Source organism: Saccharopolyspora kobensis (assembly GCF_900108315.1).
GTDB classification, from domain to species: domain Bacteria; phylum Actinomycetota; class Actinomycetes; order Mycobacteriales; family Pseudonocardiaceae; genus Saccharopolyspora; species Saccharopolyspora kobensis.
Genome location: NZ_FNVB01000018.1, coordinates 13,517 through 35,710 on the forward strand (window position 1 = coordinate 13,517; position 22,194 = coordinate 35,710).

22 protein-coding genes are annotated in these 22,194 nt (G+C 70.3%); 2 read left to right on the top strand and 20 right to left on the bottom strand.

What is annotated here, in order from left to right:
* Positions 1 to 76 precede the first annotated feature (76 nt).
* The 12 genes from C4T78_RS34805 to C4T78_RS34860 form a co-directional block, all read right to left on the bottom strand.
* Positions 77 to 511 carry a DUF2550 domain-containing protein gene (locus C4T78_RS34805; RefSeq protein ID WP_093357148.1) on the bottom strand — a complete coding sequence of 145 codons (435 nt, stop codon included), beginning with the start codon at positions 509 to 511 and terminating at the stop codon, positions 77 to 79.
* 12 nt (positions 512 to 523) lie between these two features.
* Complete coding sequence (locus C4T78_RS34810) at positions 524 to 889, bottom strand: F0F1 ATP synthase subunit epsilon (protein WP_093159932.1); 366 nt, start codon at positions 887 to 889, stop codon at positions 524 to 526.
* 161 nt (positions 890 to 1,050) lie between these two features.
* Complete coding sequence (atpD, locus tag C4T78_RS34815) at positions 1,051 to 2,481, bottom strand: F0F1 ATP synthase subunit beta (protein ID WP_093159933.1); 1,431 nt, start codon at positions 2,479 to 2,481, stop codon at positions 1,051 to 1,053.
* A 1-nt stretch (position 2,482) separates the two neighbouring features.
* On the bottom strand, positions 2,483 to 3,412 hold the full coding sequence (locus C4T78_RS34820; protein WP_093357147.1) for a F0F1 ATP synthase subunit gamma: 930 nt from the start codon (positions 3,410 to 3,412) through the stop codon (positions 2,483 to 2,485).
* Positions 3,413 to 3,416: 4 nt separating this feature from the next.
* Entirely contained in the window at positions 3,417 to 5,063 is a 1,647-nt protein-coding gene (gene atpA / locus C4T78_RS34825) for a F0F1 ATP synthase subunit alpha (RefSeq protein WP_093357146.1), read from the bottom strand.
* A gap of 72 nt (positions 5,064 to 5,135) precedes the next feature.
* Positions 5,136 to 5,966 carry a F0F1 ATP synthase subunit delta gene (locus tag C4T78_RS34830; RefSeq protein ID WP_093159941.1) on the bottom strand — a complete coding sequence of 277 codons (831 nt, stop codon included), beginning with the start codon at positions 5,964 to 5,966 and terminating at the stop codon, positions 5,136 to 5,138.
* Between the two features lie 21 nt (positions 5,967 to 5,987).
* Positions 5,988 to 6,542 (bottom strand): F0F1 ATP synthase subunit B, encoded by a 555-nt coding sequence (locus C4T78_RS34835; RefSeq protein WP_093357191.1) that lies wholly within the window; start codon positions 6,540 to 6,542, stop codon positions 5,988 to 5,990.
* Between the two features lie 31 nt (positions 6,543 to 6,573).
* Positions 6,574 to 6,825, bottom strand: coding sequence for an ATP synthase subunit C-like protein (locus C4T78_RS34840; protein ID WP_093159944.1), 252 nt, complete (start codon positions 6,823 to 6,825; stop codon positions 6,574 to 6,576).
* Positions 6,826 to 6,884: 59 nt separating this feature from the next.
* Entirely contained in the window at positions 6,885 to 7,664 is a 780-nt protein-coding gene (gene atpB, locus C4T78_RS34845; RefSeq protein WP_093357144.1) for a F0F1 ATP synthase subunit A, read from the bottom strand.
* Positions 7,665 to 7,967: 303 nt separating this feature from the next.
* Positions 7,968 to 8,402 carry a Cg1360 family ATP-synthase-associated protein gene (locus tag C4T78_RS34850; RefSeq protein WP_093357143.1) on the bottom strand — a complete coding sequence of 145 codons (435 nt, stop codon included), beginning with the start codon at positions 8,400 to 8,402 and terminating at the stop codon, positions 7,968 to 7,970.
* Positions 8,402 to 9,571, bottom strand: a complete 1,170-nt coding sequence (locus C4T78_RS34855; RefSeq protein ID WP_093159952.1) for a glycosyltransferase family 4 protein — start codon at positions 9,569 to 9,571, stop codon at positions 8,402 to 8,404. The genes C4T78_RS34850 and C4T78_RS34855 overlap by 1 nt, the downstream gene beginning before the upstream one ends.
* Positions 9,572 to 9,726: 155 nt before the next feature.
* The gene (locus tag C4T78_RS34860) at positions 9,727 to 10,377 is read right to left on the bottom strand and encodes an L-threonylcarbamoyladenylate synthase (RefSeq protein WP_093357141.1); all 651 of its coding nucleotides are present in this window, start codon (positions 10,375 to 10,377) and stop codon (positions 9,727 to 9,729) included.
* A gap of 197 nt (positions 10,378 to 10,574) precedes the next feature.
* Here C4T78_RS34860 and C4T78_RS34865 point away from each other — a divergent pair, with 197 nt between their 5' ends.
* Positions 10,575 to 11,444, top strand: coding sequence for an alpha/beta fold hydrolase (locus C4T78_RS34865; RefSeq protein ID WP_093357140.1), 870 nt, complete (start codon positions 10,575 to 10,577; stop codon positions 11,442 to 11,444).
* 63 nt (positions 11,445 to 11,507) lie between these two features.
* On the opposite strand, the gene prmC is transcribed toward C4T78_RS34865, so the two are convergent.
* The 3 genes from prmC to rpmE all read right to left on the bottom strand — a co-directional run bounded on the left by prmC (position 11,508) and on the right by rpmE (position 13,983).
* The gene (gene prmC / locus C4T78_RS34870; protein ID WP_093357138.1) at positions 11,508 to 12,380 is read right to left on the bottom strand and encodes a peptide chain release factor N(5)-glutamine methyltransferase; all 873 of its coding nucleotides are present in this window, start codon (positions 12,378 to 12,380) and stop codon (positions 11,508 to 11,510) included.
* 226 nt (positions 12,381 to 12,606) lie between these two features.
* Positions 12,607 to 13,674: a peptide chain release factor 1 gene (prfA, locus tag C4T78_RS34875; RefSeq protein WP_093357137.1), complete on the bottom strand. Its 1,068-nt coding sequence runs from the start codon at positions 13,672 to 13,674 to the stop codon at positions 12,607 to 12,609.
* A 96-nt stretch (positions 13,675 to 13,770) separates the two neighbouring features.
* Positions 13,771 to 13,983 (bottom strand): 50S ribosomal protein L31, encoded by a 213-nt coding sequence (rpmE, locus tag C4T78_RS34880; protein WP_093159964.1) that lies wholly within the window; start codon positions 13,981 to 13,983, stop codon positions 13,771 to 13,773.
* 267 nt (positions 13,984 to 14,250) lie between these two features.
* Here rpmE and C4T78_RS34885 point away from each other — a divergent pair, with 267 nt between their 5' ends.
* Positions 14,251 to 14,652, top strand: coding sequence for a hypothetical protein (locus C4T78_RS34885; protein WP_093357136.1), 402 nt, complete (start codon positions 14,251 to 14,253; stop codon positions 14,650 to 14,652).
* Between the two features lie 110 nt (positions 14,653 to 14,762).
* Here the strand turns inward: C4T78_RS34885 and rho are convergent, their stop codons facing one another.
* From rho to lysA, 5 genes are all read right to left on the bottom strand, one after another.
* Positions 14,763 to 16,625: a transcription termination factor Rho gene (gene rho, locus C4T78_RS34890; protein WP_093357134.1), complete on the bottom strand. Its 1,863-nt coding sequence runs from the start codon at positions 16,623 to 16,625 to the stop codon at positions 14,763 to 14,765.
* Positions 16,626 to 17,358: 733 nt separating this feature from the next.
* Positions 17,359 to 18,273: a homoserine kinase gene (gene thrB, locus C4T78_RS34895; RefSeq protein ID WP_093357133.1), complete on the bottom strand. Its 915-nt coding sequence runs from the start codon at positions 18,271 to 18,273 to the stop codon at positions 17,359 to 17,361.
* A complete protein-coding gene (gene thrC, locus C4T78_RS34900) occupies positions 18,270 to 19,352 on the bottom strand; it encodes a threonine synthase (RefSeq protein ID WP_177247756.1) in 1,083 nt (360 codons plus the stop codon). Before thrC ends, thrB begins: the two co-directional genes overlap by 4 nt.
* A complete protein-coding gene (locus C4T78_RS34905; protein ID WP_093357132.1) occupies positions 19,349 to 20,653 on the bottom strand; it encodes a homoserine dehydrogenase in 1,305 nt (434 codons plus the stop codon). The genes thrC and C4T78_RS34905 overlap by 4 nt, the downstream gene beginning before the upstream one ends.
* On the bottom strand, positions 20,654 to 22,072 hold the full coding sequence (lysA, locus tag C4T78_RS34910) for a diaminopimelate decarboxylase (RefSeq protein ID WP_093357130.1): 1,419 nt from the start codon (positions 22,070 to 22,072) through the stop codon (positions 20,654 to 20,656). It abuts the gene before it with no gap.
* Positions 22,073 to 22,194: the final 122 nt, after the last annotated feature.

A 22,194-nucleotide genomic window follows, 5' to 3' on the forward strand; every position in this document is an offset into this window, starting at 1 on the left:
CTTCCTGTCACCCCGCGCACGAAAAAGCGGGGCCCGGCACCGGACCCCGCTGCAACGCTCTTCGATTCGACCTCGGTCAGGACGCCCACGGCACCGAGCGGCCCGGCGGCGCCGACTCCAGCCAGGACAGGAACCCGGTCAGCGCGTCGCGGCCCATCGCCAGCTCCAGGTCCGGGCCGGTCAGGTCCAGCACCGTCGAACCGGCGGGCATCGCGTACGCCTCGGACACCGTCGGCTCGCGGCGGCGGGCGATCTCCACGTCCCGGCGGTTGATCACCCAGTTCGGCCCCGACCGCAGGCTCAGCACGCGGTACCAGGTGAACTCCTCACCCCGGTAGTGCGCGACCCCGAGGTGCCAACCCCGGCCACCGTCCTTGCTGGCGCGCAGCGCCACGTCGATGCCCCCGACGCGCAGTTCCCGCAGCCGCCGCCAGGCCAGTCCCGCAACGATCAGGGCTGCCAGCAGCAGCAGCCCCAACGCCACCACGAACCACACGACCGGGGAGCCCATGCGAGGCCCGGATCAGGCCGAGTGGCCGGCGGCTCGCAATCGGCTCAACGCCCGCGCTCGGGCCTGTTCATCCGCGCTCTTGACGTCCTCGCGGGCCTGCGCCACGTCGATCTCGTCGGCCAGCTCCGCGGACTCCGCCAGCACGCTCACCCCACCCGAGGTGACCGACAGGAACCCGCCGTGGACCGCGGCGGTCACGGTCTCCTTCGCGGCGGTGGTGATGCGCACCACACCGCCCTCGATCAGCTCACCGAGCAGCGGCTCGTGCCCCGGGAGAACGCCGATCTCTCCCTCGGTGGTCTGCGCGACCACGGCGGTCGCTTCCCCGGACCACAGGCGGCGCTCGACGGCGACCAGTTGGACGGACATGTTGGCCACGCGCGTCTCCTTTGTCGGGTGTGTGCCCGCAGTCTATCCGGTGCCACCAGGGCGATCGTGACTGGCCGGGCAGGGAATGCCTTGCTGGCAAACGGGGCCGAGGTCTTCTCGGACCTCGACCCCGTCGCCGGAACGCGGCGACCCCCAGCGGGGGCCGTCGCTCACTTCTCGGTGAGCTTCTTGTAAGCCGCTTCCAGGTCGTCCAGACCACCGATGGACAGGAAGGCCTGCTCCGGGTAGTGGTCGAAGTCGCCCTTGCACAGCTTGTCGAACGCCTCGATGGTCTCCTTCAGCGGCACGAAGGAGCCCTCCTGGCCGGTGAACTGCTTGGCCACGAAGAAGTTCTGCGACAGGTAGCGCTCGATGCGACGCGCCCGCTGCACCGTCACCTTGTCCTCTTCGGACAGCTCGTCCATACCGAGGATGGCGATGATGTCCTGCAGCTCCTTGTACTTCTGCAGGATCCGCTTGACCTCCTGCGCCACCCGGTAGTGCTCGTCGCCGACGATCGCCGGGTCGAGGATGGTGGAGGTGGAGGACAGCGGGTCCACCGCCGGGTAGATGCCCTTCTGCGAGATCGCACGGGAGAGCTCCGTGGTCGCGTCCAGGTGGGCGAAGGTGGTCGCCGGCGCCGGGTCGGTGTAGTCGTCCGCCGGCACGTAGATCGCCTGCATCGAGGTGATCGAGCGACCGCGCGTCGAGGTGATGCGCTCCTGCAGCTCACCCATCTCGTCGGCCAGCGTCGGCTGGTAACCCACCGCGGACGGCATGCGGCCCAGCAGGGTCGACACCTCCTGGCCCGCCTGGGTGAACCGGAAGATGTTGTCGATGAACAGCAGCACGTCCTGGTTCTGCACGTCGCGGAAGTACTCCGCCATCGTCAGCGCGGACAGCGCCACCCGCATGCGGGTGCCCGGCGGCTCGTCCATCTGACCGAACACCAGCGCGGTGTCGGCCAGCACGCCGGACTCGTCCATCTCCACCCAGAGGTCGTTGCCCTCACGGGTGCGCTCGCCGACACCGGCGAACACCGAGGTGCCACCGAAGTTCTTGGCGACTCGGCGGATCATCTCCTGGATGAGCACCGTCTTGCCCACACCGGCGCCGCCGAACAGGCCGATCTTGCCGCCCTGCACGTACGGGGTGAGCAGGTCGATGACCTTGATGCCGGTCTCCAGCATCTCGGTCTTGCCCTCGAGCTGGTCGAAGCTCGGCGCCTTGCGGTGGATGGACCACCGCTCGGCGTCGGCGGCGTAGCCCGGCTCGTCCAGGCAGTGGCCCAGCGCGTTGAACACGTGACCCTTGACCACGTCACCGACCGGCACCGAGATGCCCGCGCCGGAGTCGGTCACGGTCACGCCGCGCACCAGGCCCTGGGTGGGCTGCATCGAGATCGTCCGCACGACGCTGTCGCCCAGGTGCTGGGCGACCTCCAGCGTCAGCGTCTTGGCCATGCCCTCGGCGGTGATCTCCACCGTGAGGGCGTTGAGCAGGTCCGGCACCTGGTCGCGCGGGAACTCGACGTCCACGACCGGGCCGAGCACCCGGACGACGCGGCCGGTGCCAGTGCTGGTGGCAGTAGCAGCAGTCATGTCACTCACTTCCTGCGGACGAGAGCGCCTCGACACCGCCGACGATCTCGCTGATTTCCTGGGTGATCTGGGCCTGGCGGGCCGCGTTGGCCTCGCGGCTGAGGTTGCGGATCAACTCGTCCGCGTTGTCGGTCGCCGACTTCATCGCCGTGCGCCGCGCCGCGTGCTCCGCCGCTGCCGAGTCCAGCAGACCCGAGTAGAGCCGGGTCTTGATGTACTTCGGCAGGAGCGCCGCGAACAGCGTCTCGGCGTCCGGCTCGAACTCGTAGGCCGACTTGAGCGTCTTCTTCTCCGGCTCGTCGGAGTACTCGACCTCGAGCGGAGCGATCCGCCGGACCGTCGGACGCTGGGTGAGCATCGAGACGAACTCGGTGTGCACCAGGTGCAGCTCGTCCACACCCAGCTTACCGTCCGCACCACCGTCGTCGAGGTAGTCGTCAGCACCCGCCAGGAAGGCCTTGACCAGCGTTTCGCCGATCTCGGCCGCATCGGAGTAATCGGGGCGGTCGCTGAACCCGGTCCAGCTCGCCTCGACCTCGCGCTGCCGGAACCGGTAGTACGCCTCGCCCTTTCGGCCGACGACGTAGAGCACCGGTTCCTTGCCCTGCTCGCGCAGCAGCGACTGCAGCTCCTCGGCCGCCTTGATCACGTTGGCGTTGTAGCCACCGCAGAAACCCCGGTCGCTGGTCACGACCAGCACGCCGGCGCGCTTCGGGTTCGAGCGCTCGGTCAGCAGCGGGTGGTCCAACGTGCTCACGTCGGCCAGCGCGGTCAGGACGTTGGTGATCTCCGTGGCGTAGGGCCGCGAAGCCTCCACCCTGGCCTGCGCCTTCATGATGCGCGAGGTAGCGATCAGCTCCTGCGCCTTGGTGATCTTCCGGGTCGATTTGACCGACCGGATCCGGTTCCGGAGTTCCCGAAGTTGAGCCATAACGTCACTTCTTCGGCGCGGGGCGGTTGACCTTCACGGTCTCCTGCCCCACCTCGTCGGCGGCCAGCGCCTCGGCGTCGGGCTCGCTCGGCACGACCGAGCCGCCGCCCGAGGCGGTGAACTGCTTCTTGAAGTCCTCGACCGCGTCCACGATGACCTTCTCGCCGTCGTCGGACAGCTTGCCGGTCTCGACGATGTCCTTGAGCGTGGTCGCGTGGCTGCGCCGCATGTGCGCCAGGAACTCCGACTCGAAGCGGCGCACGTCGCCGACCGGGACCGAGTCCAGGTGACCCTTGGTGCCGATGTAGAGGGACACGACCTCTTCCTCGACCGGCAGCGGCTCGCCCTGGCCCTGCTTGAGGACCTCCATCAGCCGGGCACCGCGGTCCAGCTGGGCCTTCGACGCGGCGTCCAGGTCGGAGGCGAAGGCCGAGAAGGCCTCCAGCTCGCGGTACTGGGCCAGGTCCAGACGCAGCGAACCGGTGATGTTCTTCATCGCCTTGATCTGCGCGGAACCACCGACTCGCGACACCGAGATACCGACGTCGATGGCCGGGCGCTGACCCGAGTTGAACAGGTCGGACTGCAGGAAGCACTGGCCGTCGGTGATCGAGATGACGTTGGTCGGGATGTAGGCCGACACGTCGTTGGCCTTGGTCTCGATGATCGGCAGACCCGTCATCGAACCCTTGCCCATCTCGTCGGAGAGCTTCGCGCAGCGCTCCAGCAGGCGCGAGTGCAGGTAGAACACGTCACCGGGGTACGCCTCGCGGCCCGGCGGACGACGCAGCAGCAGCGAGATCGCGCGGTACGCCTCGGCCTGCTTGGTCAGGTCGTCGAAGATGATCAGGACGTGCTTGCCCTGGTACATCCAGTGCTGGCCGATGGCCGAGCCCGCGTAGGGCGCCAGCCACTTCAGACCCGGCGAGTCGGAGGCCGGCGCGGCGACGATGGTGGTGTACTCCATCGCCCCGGCGTCCTCCAGGGACCGCTTCACGCCGGCGATCGTGGAGCCCTTCTGGCCGATCGCGACGTAGATGCAGCGGACCTGCTTGTCCGGGTCACCGCTGGCCCAGGCCTGCTTCTGGTTGATGATCGTGTCGACCGCGACCGTGGTCTTGCCGGTCTTGCGGTCACCGATGATCAGCTGGCGCTGGCCGCGACCGATCGGGGTCATCGAGTCGATGGCCTTGATGCCGGTCTGCATGGGCTCGTGCACGCCCTTGCGCTCCACGACCGTGGCCGCCTGCAGCTCCAGCGGGCGCTGCCCCTCGGCAGCGATCTCGCCGAGCCCGTCGATCGGGTCGCCGAGCGGGTTGACGACGCGGCCCAGGAAGCCGTCGCCGACCGGGATCGAGAGGACCTTGCCGGTCCGCTTGACCTCCTGGCCCTCCTCGATCTTCTCGGACTCGCCCAGGATGACCGCACCGATCTCCTGAGCTTCCAGGTTCATCGCGACACCGTAGATGCCGCCGGGGAACTCCAGCAGTTCCTCGGTCATCGCCGAAGGCAGACCCTCGACATGGGCGATGCCGTCACCGGTATCGGTGACGACCCCGACCTCCTCGCGGCTGACCTCCGGGGAGTAGCTGGAGACGTACTTCTCGATCGCACTGCGGATCTCGTCCGACGAGATCGTCAGCTCCGCCATGTCTCGTTCCTGCCCTCGGTTCGTTCTTGGAAGGGTGTGGGTGTTCGACGCCTGGTCGACACGCGCACTCGGCTAGTTGGCCAGGTCGCGCCGCAGGGACTGCAGGCGTCCCGTGATGCTGCCGTCGATGACCTCATCACCGATCTGGATCAGCAGCCCGCCCTCGACCCCGGGGTCAACCTCGATGTGCAGGGCGATGGGCCGCGCGTAGATCCGCTGCAGGGCGCGCGACAACCGCTGCTGCTGCTCGTCGCTCAGCGGGATCGCGGAGCGGACGTGCGCCACCGAGCGCTCGCGGCGCTTCGCCGACAGCTCGGCCAGCTCTTCCAGCCCCTCGCTGACCCGCCGGCCGCGGGGCCGGGCCACCAGCTGGCGGACGAGGGTCAGGGTGACCGGCTCGACCTTGCCCGCGACGAGCTGGTCGAGGACCGCGTGCTTGCCCGCCTCGTCCCCGGTGGGGTCCGACAGCAGCCGTTCCAGGTCCACCTGGGAGCCGATGATCCGGCCGAGGCGGAACAGCTCGTCCTCGACGGCATCGAGGCGGCCGGCCCGCTCGGCCTGCACCAGCAGCGCGGTGCGGGCCAACCGCTCCAGCCCGTCGACCAGGTCCTTCGGCCCCGACCAGCGGGACCGGGCGGCCTCGACGACCACGGGCAGCGACCGCGCACCGAGCTTGTCCGCCAGCAGCCCGCGGACCAGGTCTTCCCTGGACCGCGGGTCGACGGAGGCGTCGGCGAGCGCCCGCCGCAGCGTGGACTCCCGGCCCAGCAGAGCGGCCACGCCGAACAGCTCGTCGGCGAGCCCGGTGATCTCCGCGGCCGAGGCCCCGTCCGTGGCCTGCAGCAACTGCAGCTCAGCGGCTGCCAGCGCTTCTCGGCTCGCGGCGTTCACGAGGGTGCTCAACTCTCAGCGCCTTTCACTCGGTTAGGCCTTGGAAGATTCAGCCGGAGCCGAAGCGGCCTCCAGCTCGTCCAGGAACCGGTCGACGGTGCCCCGCCGACGGGCCTCGTCCTCCAGGGACTCGCCGACCACCCGACCGGCCAGCTCGACCGCGTGGCGGCCGAGGTCCGACCGCAGCTCGGCGACGATCTGCGCCTTCTGGTGCGCCAGCTGGGCCTGGCCCTGGCTGACGATCCGCTCGGACTCGGCCTGTGCCTGGGCACGCATTTCTTCCAGGATCTGCTGGCCTTCAGCGCGGGCGTCGTCGCGGATCCGAGCCGCCTCCGCACGGGCCTCGGCCAGCTGTGCCTTGTACTGCTCCAGAGTCCGCTGGGCCTCGGCCTGCGCGGCCTCCGCCCGGGCGATCCCGCCTTCGATCCGCTCGCTGCGCTCGGCGTAGGTCTTCTCGAACTGCGGAACCGCGAACTTCCAGAGCACGAACAGCAGCAGCAGGAACGCGATGCCACCGACGATCACCTCGGAGATCTCCGGGATGATCGGGTTGTGCTCACCGGCTGCTGCCAGAATCTGCGTCTTCACCACAACGTCTCCCAACGCGTCAGAGTCAATATCAACCCATGGCGATGAAGAAGACGACCAGACCGATCAGCGCCAGCACCTCGACCAGGACGAAGGAGACGTAGGCGATGCCACGGAGCTGGCCCTCGGCCTCCGGCTGGCGGGCGGTGCCGCTGATGACCGCGGCCCAGATCATGCCCACACCGATGGCAGCACCGATGGCACCCAGGCCGTAGCCGATGGCGGCCAGACCAGCGTTGATGTTGGCGGCTTCGGCGGCCTGCGCAAGAACGATGTTGCTCACTTTGATTACCTTTCAACTCGGTCCGCAGGGGAATTGCGGATCGGAGGTCGTGGTCTTTCTCAGTGCCCTTCCGACAACGCCGCGCCGATGAAGTTGGCGGCCAACAGCGCGAAGATGTACGCCTGGAGCACCTGGATCAGGGCTTCGATGAACGTGATGGCGATGGCGAAGAGGAAACCGACCACCGAGACCGGCTTCATCAGCGCGCTGGCCTCCAGCAGGAGGAACTCGCCACCGAGGATGAACACCAGCAGCATCAGGTGCCCGGCGAACATGGCCGCGAACACCCGGACCGCCAGCGCAGCGGGTTGGAAGAGGAACTTCTGCAGGAACTCGATCGGCGCCAGCAGCAGGTAGATCGGCTTCGGCACGCCGGGGGGGAACATGATGTGCTTGAAGTAGCCGAGGAAACCGTGCCGGGCGAAGCCCGCCCCGTGGAAGACCAGGTACACCACGGCCGCCAGCGCCAGCGGGAATCCGATGCGCGACATCGTGGGGAACTGAACGACCGGGATGAGCCCGAAGAGGTTGTTCACGAGCACGAACGTGAACAAGGTGAAGATCAGCGGCACGAACGGCTTGAAGTCCTTCGCACCGATCTGCTCGCGGGCGATCTTGTTGCGGCTGAACTCGTAGAAGAATTCCGCCACGAACTGACCCTTGCTCGGAACCAGCTTCAGGTTCCGAGTGGCGATCACGAAGTAGGCGCCCACGATGATCGCCGAGAGCACGACGAGGACCATCGGCTTGGTGACTCCGCCGAAGATCGGCGGAAGGACAAAGCTATCGGCACCCGGCGGTTGGAACGTTCCGCCCTCAGCCAGCATCAGCGCGCCCAACTGGGCTCCTTCCGGTTCTCCCGGCGGCGCTTCACTCCACCGGGGGAATCGTCACGTTTTGCACTTAACGTACCCGATACGCGATCTGGCACGCGGAGGGGCCCTCCCCACCAAGTGTGATCGCGGGAACTCCTGCGGAACTCCGGACCAGCGCCGTGCGGGGAAGGCTTCTGGACCGGGACGATACCAGCGGGTAAGTAGCCACCCGACATGCCGGTCGCCACACCCGTCCGGCCCAACGCCGGGCCCGCTCTCGTCACGCCTGGCGACGGCGATCGAAACGATACAGCTCAGCCCGGCGCGTCAGCTGCCCGACACGATGATGGTCGGGATCTTCGCCCGCTTGAAGGCGAACGCCTCGGCGCTCGCCCACACCACGAACGACGCGAGCATGGTCAGCGCCAGCGACATCCGGTGGATGCCCTCGACCCCGCCGAGCGTCATCATCACGGCCAGCAGCAAGAACACCTTGACGTTGTAGCTGCCGAGCACCAGGGCCATCTCCATCTTCACCGGCAACCTGCTGGCGGCGTGCATCATCCAGATCGTCAGCAGCGAGGACCCGAACGCCACCGCACCGCCGATGAGCGCGCTGACCAGGCCGCTCGTCCCGGCGAGCACGGCCGCCACGAGCATCCCCAGCACCACCGTCACCGCACCGGGCACCACCGCGGTGCGCAGCATCGCGTTCGCGAGCTTGCGCACGGACGCGCCGTGCGGATCGGCGGAATTGCTCATCAGGACTCTCGTTCGGCTCGGGCTCTCAGACGCGGAATCACCGAAATGATAGCCGCCAGGAGCACCCCGAGGCCTACGACCCACGCCACAACCACGACGTTGAACAGCGTCAACGACACCGCGCCGAAGGCGATGACCGCCGCCCACAGGTAGATGAGCAGCACCGCCCGGCGCTGCGAGTGCCCGATCTCCAGCAGCCGGTGGTGCAGGTGCATCTTGTCGGCGTGGAACGGGCTCTTGCCCGCCTTGGTGCGCCGCACCACCGCCATGATCAGGTCCAGCAGCGGCACGAACAGCACCGCGGCGACCACCAGCAGCGGGGACAGCAGACCGATGGTGTCGGTCGGGTCCACGTCCGGGTAGTTGAGCACCCGGCCGGACGCCGAGGTGCTGGCGGTGGCCAGCATCAGGCCGATCAGCATGGATCCGGAGTCGCCCATGAACAGCCGGGCGGGCTGGAAGTTGTAGGGCAGGAAGCCCAGGCAGGCGCCCGCGATGGCGGCCGCGATCAGCGCGGGCGGGTAGGCGTTGACGTCGCCGTTCTGCCGGTCCAGCAGGCTCAGGCAGAACACGAACGTCGCGGTCGCCGAGATCAGCCCGATCCCGGAGGCCAGCCCGTCGAGCCCGTCGACGAAGTTCATCGCGTTGATCATCGCCACGGTGAGCAGCACGGTCAGCAGCTGGCCCTGGTTGCTGCTGAAGATCAGCACCTGGCCCACCGAGTCCTCGGTGCCGCCCCACGGCACCCACAGCACGAACCACTGCACCCCGGCGATCACCAGGATCCCGGCGGCGGTGACCTGCCCGGCCAGCTTCGTCAGCGAATCCAGCTCGAAGCGGTCGTCCAGCGCCCCCACCAGCACGATCAGCCCGCCGGCCGCGAGCGCGGCCCAGGCGTCGTTGGAGTAGGTGAAGCCGCGGGAGAGCACCGGCAGGTTCGAGGCGAGGAAGATCGCCGCGACCACCCCGCCGTACATCGCCACGCCGCCCATCCGCGGCATCGGCTGGACGTGCACGTCGCGCTGCCGCGGGTAGGCCACCGCGCCGACGCGGATCGCCAGCAGCCGCACCAACCCGGTCAGCAGGAACGTGGTGGCCGCCGCGGTGAGCAGGACCAGCAGGTATTCACGGGCGGGAAGCCCGTTCGGAGCCCAAGCTTCGCTGTCCATACCGGTGGCTCACGCACCCTGTCGCGGGTCGCCGACGTCCAGCCCCCAGAACGGAGTTTTCAAGCCCAGCGCTCCTCATCGCTTCCACATGGCGGATCCGGGTTCTTACGCTATCGGCCACCGCCACGCGGCCGACCACCGGTCCTCGTCGAGCGTCAGCGGTCCGCTTCCAGATCCACCCCGAGCACCTCGGACAGCTGCGCCAGGCTCACCGCGCCCTCGCGCAGCACGCGCGGCGCGCCCTGCGTCAGATCGACGATCGTGGAGGCCACCGGATCGCCGGACGGCCCGCCGTCGAGGTAGACCTGCACGGAATCGCCCAGCTGCTCGCGCGCCTCGGCGGCGCTGGAAGCCGGCGGCTGGCCGGTGCGGTTCGCGCTGGACACCGCCATCGGGCCGACCTCGCGCAACAGGTCCAGGGCGACCGGGTGCAGCGGCATCCGCAGGTTCACCGTGCCCCGGGTCTCCCCCAGGTCCCAGTTCAGCGACGGGGCCTGCGGCAGCACCAGCGACAGGCCGCCCGGCCAGAACGCCTCGATCAGCGCCCGCGCCTGCTGCGGCACCGACATCACCAGGCCATCCACAGTGGACCAGGAACCGACCAGCACCGGGACCGGCATGTCCGGTCCGCGGCCCTTGGCGGCCAGCAGCGCACGGACCGCGTTGGCGTCGAACGCGTCCGCGCCGATGCCGTAGACGGTGTCGGTGGGCAGCACGGCGAGCCCACCGGCGCGAACGATGTTCGCCGCGGCGGCCAGGCCCTGCTCGCGGCTGTCCGGGACAGTGCAGTCGTAGACGGTGCTCACGCCCCTGATCCTGGCACGCCCGCCCGCAGCCCGTTCGAGTGGTGCAGCAGATCACCGTCCGGGACGATGCGCAGCGAGTAACGCCGCGGCTCCGGACCGAGATCCGTCCAGTGTGCTCGCGAACACGGCAACGCGGGCGGCACCCGCACGTCTGCCGGAGCGGGCAGCATTCAGATCGAGCGCGAGGAGAGCAGAAGATGACCGCCCCACCCCAGGGTGTCGAGGTCGACCACATCGAGTTCCCGGCCGGCCGGATCCGGTTCTTCCGGGCGGGCACCAGCGGCCCGGCGATCGTCCTGCTGCACGGTGGTGGCCCGGACAACGCGCTGATCAGCTGGCGCCACGCCATCGGGGTGCTGGCCGAGGACCACCGGGTCTTCGTGCCCGACCTGCCCGGTCAGGGCGGCAGCATGCCGTGGCGCGGACGCGCCAACCAGCGCACCTTCGAAGAGGTGCTGCGCTGGCTGCTGGACGCCTGGCAGGTGCCGCAGGCGGTGCTGGTCGGCCTGTCGATGGGCGGCAGCATCGCCGTCGGCTTCGCGCTGCGCAACCCGCAGCGGGTGCGCGGACTGGTGCTTGTGGACAGCACCGGGCTGCAACACCGGCTGCGCCTGCACCCGCTGGCCCACCTGGCGCTGCGCACCCGGTTCGCCGGGCCGCTGGCGGCGAAGCTGTTGCGGCTCAACCGCTCCCTGGTCCGCCGCGCGCTGACCAAGCTGTTCTTCACCGGCGGCCAGCCGGTGCCCGACCTGGAGTCCATCGTGGACGAGGTGCGCGCCGAAGCAGGCGCCCGCGGATCGGTGTTCGCCGACTGGCACGCCGACGCCGTCGGCCGCAGGTCGATGCGCATCAACCACCTGCCCGACCTCGCCCAGCTGCAGTGCCCGGTGATGGTGATCCACGGCGAGCGCGACGCCATCGTGCCGGTCCAGGCGGCCCGCGACGCGGCAGGCGCGATCCCCGGCTCGATGCTGCGGGTGCTCCCCGACGCCGGCCACTGGCCGAACCGGGAGCGCCCGACGGAGTTCAACGCCCTGCTCCGGGAGTTCGTCAACACCCACCGGTGATGCGAGGATGGGAACTTTCCTGTCACCCGCGGCCGCGCTGGCGCGAGGATGGGAACCTTCCTGTCACTCCGGGAGGGTGCGGCGGGCGGTGGCGAAGCGCGGACGACCGGCCAGGTCGGTGTGGTCCTGAACGTCGGTGAGGACGCGGCGTGCCCGCAGCAGTGCGGGCACGGAGCCGCCGTGGGTGTCGTCGTGCTCGATCGCCACCCCGCCGCCGGGGCGGAGCAGGCGGGCCGCGCAGCCGACCACGTGGCGCACCACGTCCAGTCCGTCGCGGCCGCCGAAGACCGCGTCGTGCGGATCGTGGTCGCGCACCTCCGGCGGCACCGGGGTGCCCTCCGGGACGTACGGCGGATTGCACAGGACCAGGTCGACCAGGCCTTCCAGCTCCATGAACAGCATCGGGTCGGTGACGTCGCCGGAGTACAGCCGGATCGGGGTGGCGCCGTCCTGCGCCTGCTGGTCGGCGTTGCGGCGGGCCCAGGACAGCGCGGCGGGATCCTTCTCGACGGCGTGCACGGCGGCGTCCGGTCGCGCGCTGGCCATCGCCAGGGCCAGCGCACCGGAGCCGGTGCACAGGTCGACCACGACCGGCTCCTCCACGCCGTCGAGAACGCTCTCGCCCCAGGCCAGCAGCAGCTCGGTCTCCGGGCGGGGCACGAACACGCCCGGCCCCACCGCCAGCGTCACGGCGCCGAGCGAGGCGCTGCCGGTCAGGTGCTGCAGCGGAACGCGTGTCGCCCGGCGGCGCACGAGGTCGTGCAACGCCTGGACCACCGGTGGGTCCACCAGCGGCACCATCATCAGCTTGGTCCGCTCCACCCCGAGCAGGTGCGCGGCCAGCAGCTCGGCATCGGTGCGCGGGCTCGCCACGCCCGCTGCGGCGAGCATGCGCTCCGCTTCGAGGATGGCCAGGCGCAGGGGCTGTCGGGTCACGTCGGCAAGCTTAGATGCTGCATTTGGTCCTGGTTTTCAGTCTTTGCCTTGAAGCGGCGGAGCCGCTCGGCCCACCCTCGCAACTCGCACCGCCGCGGGTTCTCAGCCCTCGCCTGGCGAGGACAGCCCGAGCGCCGTGTATCGGACGTCCGGGATCCCGGAGTCCAGGCGGGCGCTGAGGTTCCGCCACCCGCACCGCCACGCAGAACGAGTTCGCCAGACGGTCTCAGAGCGCGAGGCGTTCCTGCCGGTCGGCGGCGAGCAGGGCGGCGATCACCGCGTCCAGGTCGCCGTCGAGGACGTGGTCCAGGTTGTAGGCCTTGTAGTTGACCCGGTGGTCGGAGATCCGGTTCTCCGGGAAGTTGTAGGTGCGGATCCGCTCCGAGCGGTCCACCGTGCGCACCTGGCTGCGGCGCGTCTCGGAGGCCTCCCGCTCGGCTTCCTCCTCGGCGAGCGCCTGCAGGCGGGCCTTGAGCACCAGGATGGCGCGCTGCTTGTTCTGCAGCTGCGACTTCTCGTTCTGGCAGGACACCACGATGCCGGTCGGCAGGTGGGTGACGCGCACCGCCGAGTCGGTGGTGTTCACGCTCTGCCCGCCGGGCCCGGAGGAGCGGTAGACGTCGATGCGCAGGTCCTTCTCGTCGAGCTCCACCTCGACCTCCTCCGGCTCCGGGTACACCAGCACCCCGGCCGCCGAGGTGTGCACCCGGCCCTGGGACTCGGTCACCGGCACCCGCTGCACGCGGTGCACGCCGCCCTCGAACTTCAGCTGCGACCACACCCCGTCCGGGCTGGTGTCGCCCGACTTGGCCTTGATCGCGACCGTGGCGTCCTTGTAGCCGCCGAGGTCGGACTCGGTGGCGTCCAGCACCTCGGCCCGCCAGCCCTGGCGCTCGGCGAACCGCAGGTACATGCGCAGCAGGTCACCGGCGAACAGCGCGGACTCCTCGCCGCCCTCCCCGGACTTGACCTCCAGCAGCACGTCGGAGCCGTCGTGCGGGTCGCGCGGCAGCAGCAGCTCGGTGAGCTTGGCCTCCAGCACCGGGACCTGCTCGGTCAGCCGCTCGGCCTCCTCGGCGAACGCGGCGTCCTCCGCGGCGAACTCGCGGGCGGCCTCCAGGTCGGAGCGCACCTGGTCGAGCTCCCGCGCGGTGCGCACGATCGGGGTCAGCTCGGCGTAGCGGCGGCCGAGCTTGCGGGCCTTCGCCTGGTCCGCGTGCACGCCGGGATCGGCCAGCCGCTGCTCCAGCTCCCGGTACTCGGCGAGCAGCGATTCGAGCTTCGACGTCTCCACTGGACCCTCTTCACTGTGCGGACGAAAGGACGCGGCCGGAAAACAAGCGACGGCGCCCGCCCCGCGTGGTCCGCGGGGCGGGCGCCGTCGTCGCAGCTACTTCTTGCGCTTGCCGTAGCGGGCCTCGAAGCGGGCCACGCGACCGCCGGTGTCCAGGATCTTCTGCTTGCCCGTGTAGAACGGGTGGCAGTTGGAGCAGACCTCAACGGTGATCTGGCCGCTGCGGCGCGTGCTGTGGGTGGTGAAGCTGTTGCCGCAACCGCAGTTGACCTGCGTCACCACGTACTCGGGGTGAATGCCACTCTTCAACGGCTCGTCCTCTCTACTTGGCCGCCGGGTCCGCGCAGCCGCTGCCGCGCGGTGAACCGGAGCCGGAATCAGCCTTGCATTCTGCCAGACCGCAGCTCGTGACCTGCACCGCAGGGCGGTCCGGCCCGTTCAACACGACCGGTCGCCGAGGTATTCCGAGCACCGGACGCCGGTCTCCGCAACCGCCCAACGCACGAAACGCACCGCCCGGCGCGCCGACCAGCCGCCGGGGTGCCCGCAGCGGCGACGGGCGTTCATCCTCTACGCGTGCTGCTGTGTTCGGTGTTGGGCAAGCTCGCGTTCCGCTCGTGGATGCTGCTCCCGCTGCTCTTCCTCGGCAGCGCCGGCCTGGTGGCGGCGCTGCTGAGCCTGCTGCTGCAGCCGAACCCGACGCTGGACCAGAACGTGGGCCTGTCCGCGCCGCTGCTGTTCGGCTTCGCCGCCGCGCTGGCCGCGGGCACCGCGGGCCACGTCCGCTGGCGGTCCCGCTGGCAGCGGCGCGTCCTGCGGTTGGCGTACCCGCTGCTGCTGGTGGCCTGCGCACTGGCCATCGACGAGGTGCCGCTGCCGGTCGTGGCCGCGCTCGTGGTGGGCCCGATCTCCGTCGCGCTGCTCGTCGCCGTGCTGCTGCGCGCCCACCGCGACCACGCGGAGTGCTCGCACGCCTGAGCCCGGGTGCGAGCATGGGAACCTTCCTGTCACACCCGGTCCCCGGAAACGCGGCAGGGCCCGCACCGGGTGGGTGCGGGCCCTGCTGTCGAGCGGGATGGCGACTGCGGTCAGTCGTCGTCCTTGCCCGGCGTGGTCTTGGCGACCTGCATCAGGAACTCGATGTTGGTGCGCGACTTGCGCAGCCGGTCCTGCAGGAGTTCCAGCGCCTGCTGCGAGTCGAGCGCGGCGAGCACTCGGCGCAGCTTGTGGGTGACCGCCAGCTCGTCGGGCGAGAGCAGGATCTCGTCCTTGCGGGTGCTGGAGGAGTCCACGTCGACCGCCGGGAACAGGCGCTTGTCGGCCAGCTTGCGGTCCAGCTTGAGCTCGGCGTTGCCGGTGCCCTTGAACTCCTCGAAGATCACGGTGTCCATCGTGGAACCGGTCTCCACCAGAGCGGTGGCGAAGATGGTCAGCGAGCCGCCGTTCTCGATGTTGCGGGCCGCGCCGAGGAACCGCTTCGGCGGGTACAGCGCGGTCGAGTCGACACCACCGGAGAGGATTCGCCCGGACGCCGGGGCCGCCAGGTTGTAGGCGCGGCCCAACCGGGTGATCGAGTCCAGCAGGACGACCACGTCGTGGCCCATCTCGACGAGCCGCTTGGCCCGCTCGATGGACAGCTCGGCGACCGTGGTGTGGTCCGACGGCGGCCGGTCGAAGGTCGAGGCGATGACCTCGCCCTTCACCGAGCGCTGCATGTCGGTGACCTCTTCCGGACGCTCGTCGGCGAGGACGACCATCAGGTGGCACTCGGGGTTGTTGGTGGTGATCGCGTTGGCGATCGCCTGCAGCACCATCGTCTTACCGGCCTTGGGCGGCGAGACGATCAGCGCGCGCTGCCCCTTGCCGACCGGCATCACCAGGTCGATGATCCGCCCGGTGAGGTTCTGCGGCTCGGTCTCGAGGCGCAGTCGCTCGTTCGGGTACAGCGGGGTCAGCTTGTGGAACTCGGGGCGGTTCTTGGCCGCGTCCGGCTCCAGGCCGTTGATCGAGTCCACCCGCACCAGCGGGTTGAACTTCTGCCGCTGCTGCTCGCCCTCCCGCGGCTGCCGGATGACGCCCTTGATCGCGTCACCGCGCCGCAGGTTGTACTTGCGGACCAGCGACAGCGACACGTAGACGTCGTTCGGGCCCGCCAGGTAGCCGGAGGTGCGCACGAACGCGTAGTTCTCCAGCACGTCCAGGATGCCCGCGACGGGCAGCAGCACGTCGTCCTCGCGGACCTCGGGCTCGCCGCCCTCGCCGCGGCCGCGGTTGCGGCGGCGGTCCCGGAAGCGGCGGCCACGACCCCGACGACCGCCCTCGTCGTCCTCGTCGTCCTGCGGCCGGTTGTCCCGGTCCTGCCGGTTGCCGCGCTCCTGCCGGTTGCCGTCCCGCTCCTGGCGGCTCTCGCGCTCCGGCCGGTTGTCCTGCTTGCGCTCGCCGCGCTGCTGCTCCTCGGCACCACCCGACTCGGCGCCGGAACGGCTGGACGAGCGGCGCCTGCGGTTGCCGCCGCGCCGGTTGTCCTCGCCCTCACCGCTGGCCTCGGCGGCCTGCTGGCGCCGGGAGCGGGTGCGGGCCGGAGCGGCACCGTTGGTGCTCTGCTCGGTGCTGGCCTCGCGCGCCGCCGGCGCGGATTCGGCCTCGTCGAGGGCAGGCTGGTGCGCCTTGGCGGCGGGGGCCTCCTCGGCGCGGGCCGGCGCCTTCTTGGCGGAGCGGGTGCGGGGCGCGGTCGTGCCGCCCTGCTTCTCCTTGATGGCGGCGATCAGGTCGCCCTTGCGCAGACCGCCGGTCTCGATCCCCAGTTCCCCCGCGAGTTGGCGCAGTTCGGCGAGAACCATGCCGGAAAGCCCACCACGTCGACGCGGGGTGCCGTTGGCCTCGGAATCCTGCTGGCCAGCGGGAGAGGCGCCGTTGGCCGCCTCGCTGCTCAACAGTTCGGTGTTGCTCACGAATGTCCTTCCTGACCGGACCGCGCCTCCTACGCGACCCAGCGGATTGCCCGCCCGCTCTGGAGTGCGGGCGGCCGGTGTGTGCTACCAGCTCTCTCGCCGATCGGCTTCCCTCCGCGCGTGGCGCGACCGAATTCGGCGTTGGCTCGGGAACCAGCAGCACCGGGCAGTGGGAGGCACCCGGCTCGCGTGGTCCATGTGCGACGCATCCACTCCGATCCACACGTGCCGATGCACGCCCTGCCGCCTCATCCCAGGAATCCCCGACTCATGTTGGCGCCCCGGATGCTTGCTCGGGGACCACATCCTGGAACTTAAGGCCCCCACCCCGACAACGGCAACGACGCGCACCGTCGATCGCCCCGAAGCGAACTCAATTGAGTTGACAACTCCTGCCTCGGTCACCGCGATCGCCGAACCCGCCTAAGTTGATCTTCACCCGTGGCGGGTGGAGTTCAATTCACGGCGGGAGATGCGCTCCGGAAAACGATGTTCCGGATACGGCACCGGCACCCTGGGCGCGGTGACTGATTGACCTTGAGGGTAGACGCCCAGTAGTTCAGGTGCAACAACCCCCCGGGCGTGTGGCACGCCCGTTCAGATCGTGTCGTCGACGACCAGCCGGCGAATCCGCTGCTCGCCACCGGCGACACCTCCTTTGTACCACTTCCGCGCCCAGACCCCTGCTGCGGGGCGGTGAACTGGGCTTTCCCGCCCCGTTCACCACCCCGGGTCAGGCCTGCTCGACGATCCGCACGCCGGCGTCGTCGACCGGAAGGCGCAACACCTGGAAGCCGTTCGGTGCAATTTCCGCGGGCAGCCGCCCACCGGTCGGCAGCGCGAGCACGGTCGGTCCCGCGCCGGAGACCGCGGCCGCCACGCCCGCCTCGCGCAACCGGCGGACCAGTGCGATGGTGTCCGGCCACGCCGATTCGCGGTAGTCCTGGTGCAACCGGTCCGCGGTCGCCGCCAGCAGCAGCTCCGGCGCGGAGGTCATCGCGTGCACGGCGAGCGCCGCCCGACCGGCCGCGAACGCGGCGTCGGCGTGCGGAACCCGCTCCGGCAGCAGACCGCGGGTGGCGTCGGTGGCGGACCGCACCTGCGGCACGAAGGCGATCGGTGACACGTCCGGGTGCGGTTGCATCCGGACCGCGCGGAACCGGCCGGATTCCTGCCACGCCACCACGAAACCGCCGAGCAGGCTCGCCGCCGCGTTGTCCGCGTGCCCCTCCTGGGACGCGGCCAGGTGCAGCGCCAGCTCGGCGTTGTCGTTGTCCCGCAAGTCGATTCCGGCGAGCGCGAAGCCCGCGGCGATCCCGGCGACGATGGCCGCCGACGAGGACCCCAGGCCGCGCGCGTGCGGAATGCTGTTCTCGCAGTGCAACCGCAGCGCCGGAGCGGGGAAACCGAGTTCCGCCAACGTCTTGTGGACGACTCGCACCACCAAGTGACGCTCGTCGGTGGGAACCGAGTCGGCACCCTCGCCCTCTACCCGCACGCTCGCCGACCCCGGTGGCCCGTCCACCACCCGCGCGGAAACGTTGTCGTACAAGGACAACGCCATGCCCAGCGCGTCGAAACCCGACCCGAGGTTCGCCGTCGAGCCCGGAACTTTCACCCGGACGGCCGAAACCGGAAGGCCGGTCATGCCAGTTCCAGCGCGGTGGCGACCGCCCCCGGGTCGACCGGCAGCGGCTCGACCTCGACCATGCCGGACAGCGCGGTGTCCGGATCCTTGAGACCGTGCCCGGTGACCGTGCAGACCACGACCGAACCGGCGGGCAGCCGGCCGTCGGCGGCGGTGGCCAGCAGCCCGGCGACGCTGGATGCCGAAGCGGGCTCGACGAAGACGCCCTCGCGGGAGGCCAGCAGCCGGTAGGCGGCCAGGATCTGCTCGTCGGTCACCGCGGCGAACAGCCCGCCGGAGGCGTCCTTGGCGTCGGTGGCGCCGCGCCAGGAGGCGGGGCTGCCGACACGGATCGCGGTGGCGATGGTCTCCGGGTTCGCCACCGGCTGGCCGTGCACCAGCGGCGCCGCCCCGGCCGCCTGGAAGCCGAACATCCGCGGGGTGCGCTCGATGATGCCGTCGCCCGCGTACTCGGTGTAGCCCTTCCAGTAGGCGGTGATGTTGCCGGCGTTGCCGACCGGCAGGCAGTGCACGTCGGGCGCGCGGCCGAGCACGTCGCAGATCTCGAACGCCGCGGTCTTCTGCCCCTCCAGGCGCACCGGGTTGACCGAGTTGACCAGGGTCACCGGGTGTTCGGCCGAGGTCTTGCGAGCCAGCTCCAGGCAGTCGTCGAAGTTGCCCTGGACCTGCAGGATCTTCGCGCCGTGCACCACGGCCTGGGCGAGCTTGCCCAGCGCGATCTTGCCCTGCGGCACCAGCACCGCCGAGGTCAGCCCGGCACGCGCCGCGTAGGCGGCGGCCGATGCCGACGTGTTGCCGGTGGAGGCGCAGATGACGGCCTTGCTGCCCGCGGCGAGCGCGTGCGTGATGGCCACGGTCATGCCGCGGTCCTTGAACGAGCCGGTCGGGTTGGCGCCCTCCACCTTCAGGTAGACGGTGCTGCCGGTCAGCTCGGACAGGTGGTGCGCGGGCACCAGCGGGGTGTTGCCCTCCTGCAGGGTCACGACGCGCGCCCCGTCCGGCACCGGCACCCGGTCCCGGTAGGCCTCGATCAGACCGGGCCAGCCGGCCCGCACCGCAGCACCCTGGATGTTCGTCAAGACGGTTCACCTTCCACACGCATCACGCTGACCACCTCGCGCACCACCGGCAGTTGCGCGATCTTGTCCACAGTGGACTTCAATGCCGCATCGGCGGCGGTGTGGGTGACCACCACGAGGCTGGCTTCGGCACCCCGGCCCTGCTGTCGCACGACCGAGATGCTGACGTCGTTGTCGTTGAACATGGCCGCGACCTGCGAGAGCACGCCCGGCTTGTCGGCCACGTCGAGGCTGATGTGGTAGCGGGTCGGGGTCTTGCCCATCGGGCGCATCGGCAGCTGCGCGTGCGCCGACTCCCGGGGCCCCTTGCCCGCCACCACCAGGTTGCGCGCCACCGCGACGAGGTCGCCCAGCACCGCGCTCGCGGTCGGCGCTCCCCCGGCGCCCTGGCCGTAGAACATCAGCTGCCCGGCGGCCTCGGCCTCCACGAACACCGCGTTGAAGGCGTCGCCGACACCGGCCAGCGGGTGGCTGCGCGGGATCATCGCCGGGTGCACGCGGGCCGACACCGACTCGGTGCCGTCCTCGTCGACCACCCGCTCGCAGATCGCCAGCAGCTTCACCGTGCGGTCCAGGGTGCGCGCCGCGGCGATGTCGCCGGGCGTGACCGCCGAGATGCCCTCGCGGTGCACGTCGCTGGCGGTGACCCGGGTGTGGAACGCCAGCGAGGCGAGGATGGCGGCCTTCGCGGCGGCGTCGAAGCCGTCCACGTCGGCGGTCGGGTCCGCCTCGGCGTAACCCAGGCGGCCGGCCTCGTCCAGCGTCTCGGCGTAACCCGCACCGGTGGAGTCCATCGCCGACAGGATGAAGTTGGTGGTGCCGTTGACGATGCCCATGACCCGGTTGATCCGGTCCCCGGCCAGCGACTCGCGCAGCGGCCGCAGCAGCGGGATGGCCCCGGCGACCGCCGCCTCGAAGTAGATGTCGGCGCCGGAGGCGTCCGCGGCGGCGTAGAGCTCGGAGCCGTGCTCGGCCAGCAGCGCCTTGTTCGCGGTCACCACCGACTTGCCGGACCGCAGCGCGGTCAGCAGCAGCGACCGGGCCGGCTCGATGCCGCCGATCAGCTCCACCACGACGTCGACGTCGCCCTCCACCAGCGCGTGCGCGTCGGTGGTGAGCAGGTGCTGCGGCACCTCGGGGTGCTTGTGCGGCCGGCGCACCGCGACGCCGGTGACCAGCATCGGGGCGCCAGTCCGGGCAGCGAACTCGTCGGGTTGGTCGTGCAGCAGGCGCAGCACCTCGGTACCGACCGTGCCGCACCCCAACAGCGCGACCCGGATCGGTTCACGGTCCTGGTTCACTCACACCTCCAGCCGGAGCAGGTCGTCCTCGGTCTCCCTGCGCAGCAGCAACCGCGCCTGACCATCGCGCACCGCCACCACGGGCGGCTTGGGCAGGCGGTTGTAGTTGCTCGCCATCACGTAGCAGTAGGCGCCGGTGGCGGCCACTGCGAGCAGGTCTCCCGGAGCAATGTCCTCCGGAAGCCAGCAGTCGCGCACCACTACGTCACCGGACTCACAGTGTTTGCCCACGATGCGGGACAGCGCGGCGGGTGCTTCGGCGCCGCGCGACACCAACCGGGAGTCGTAGACGGCGTCGTAGAGCGAGGTGCGGATGTTGTCGCTCATGCCGCCGTCGACGCTGACGTACTTGCGGTGCACCTCCGCGCCCAGCGCGACGTCCTTGATGGTGCCGACCTCGTAGACGGTGACCATGCCGGGACCGACGATGGCGCGACCGGGCTCCACCGCGATCTTGGGCACCGGGATGCCCGCGTTCTCGGCCTCCTTGCCGACGATCTCGCGCAGCCGGGTGGCCAGCTGGTCGGGCGGCAGCGGGTCGTCGTCACCGGTGTAGGCGATGCCCAGCCCGCCGCCGAGGTCCACGGTGGTGGCGCTGGCCAGCGCGTCGGCGCCGTGCTCGGCGCGCAGCTCGGCCAGCAGCCGCACCACCCGGTGCGCGGCCAGCTCGAAGCCGTCGACGTCGAAGATCTGCGAACCGATGTGGCTGTGCAGCCCGGCCAGCACCAGCGAACCGGCCTTCAGCACCCGGTGCACGGCCTCGGCCGCCTGCCCGCCGGCCAGCGAGAACCCGAACTTCTGGTCCTCGTGCGCGGTGGCGATGAACTCGTGGGTGTGCGCCTCCACGCCCACCGTGACGCGCACCAGCACGTGCTGCTGGACGCCGCGCTCGGCGGCGATGTGCTCCAGCCTGGCGATCTCGTGGAACGAGTCCAGCACCACCGAACCGACTCCGGCCTCCACGGCCGCGGTCAGCTCGGCGACGGACTTGTTGTTGCCGTGGAAGGTGATCCGCTCGGCTGGGAACCCGGCGCGCAGCGCCACGGCCAGCTCGCCGCCGCTGCACACGTCCAGGCTCAGGCCCTCCTCGGCCACCCAGCGCGCGACCTCGGTGCACAGGAACGCCTTCGAGGCGTAGTGCACCGCGGCCGGGTCGCCGAACGCCTCGGCGTAGTCGCGGCAGCGGGACCGGAAGTCGTCCTCGTCCAGCACGAACAGCGGGGTGCCGAAGCGCTCCGCCAGGTCTCGGACGTCGATGCCGGCGAAGCGGACGACGCCGTCGGCGCCGCGCTCGGTGTTGCGCGGCCACACCTGCGGGTGCAGGTGGTCGACGTCTTCAGCGGTGGCCGGAACCGGTCCCGCGGTGTTGCCGGGCGGCACGACATCGGCGTGCCGGGGCCCGGCGGGATGGGCGCGCATCTAGAGCTCCTTCGCGCAGCCTGCCGCTGGACAGGCGATTCGTCACGGCACGTGCGGCCGCATTCGGTTCTTCGTCTTTAAGCGGCGCAGCCGCTTGGCCCACCCTCGCAACTCGCACCGCC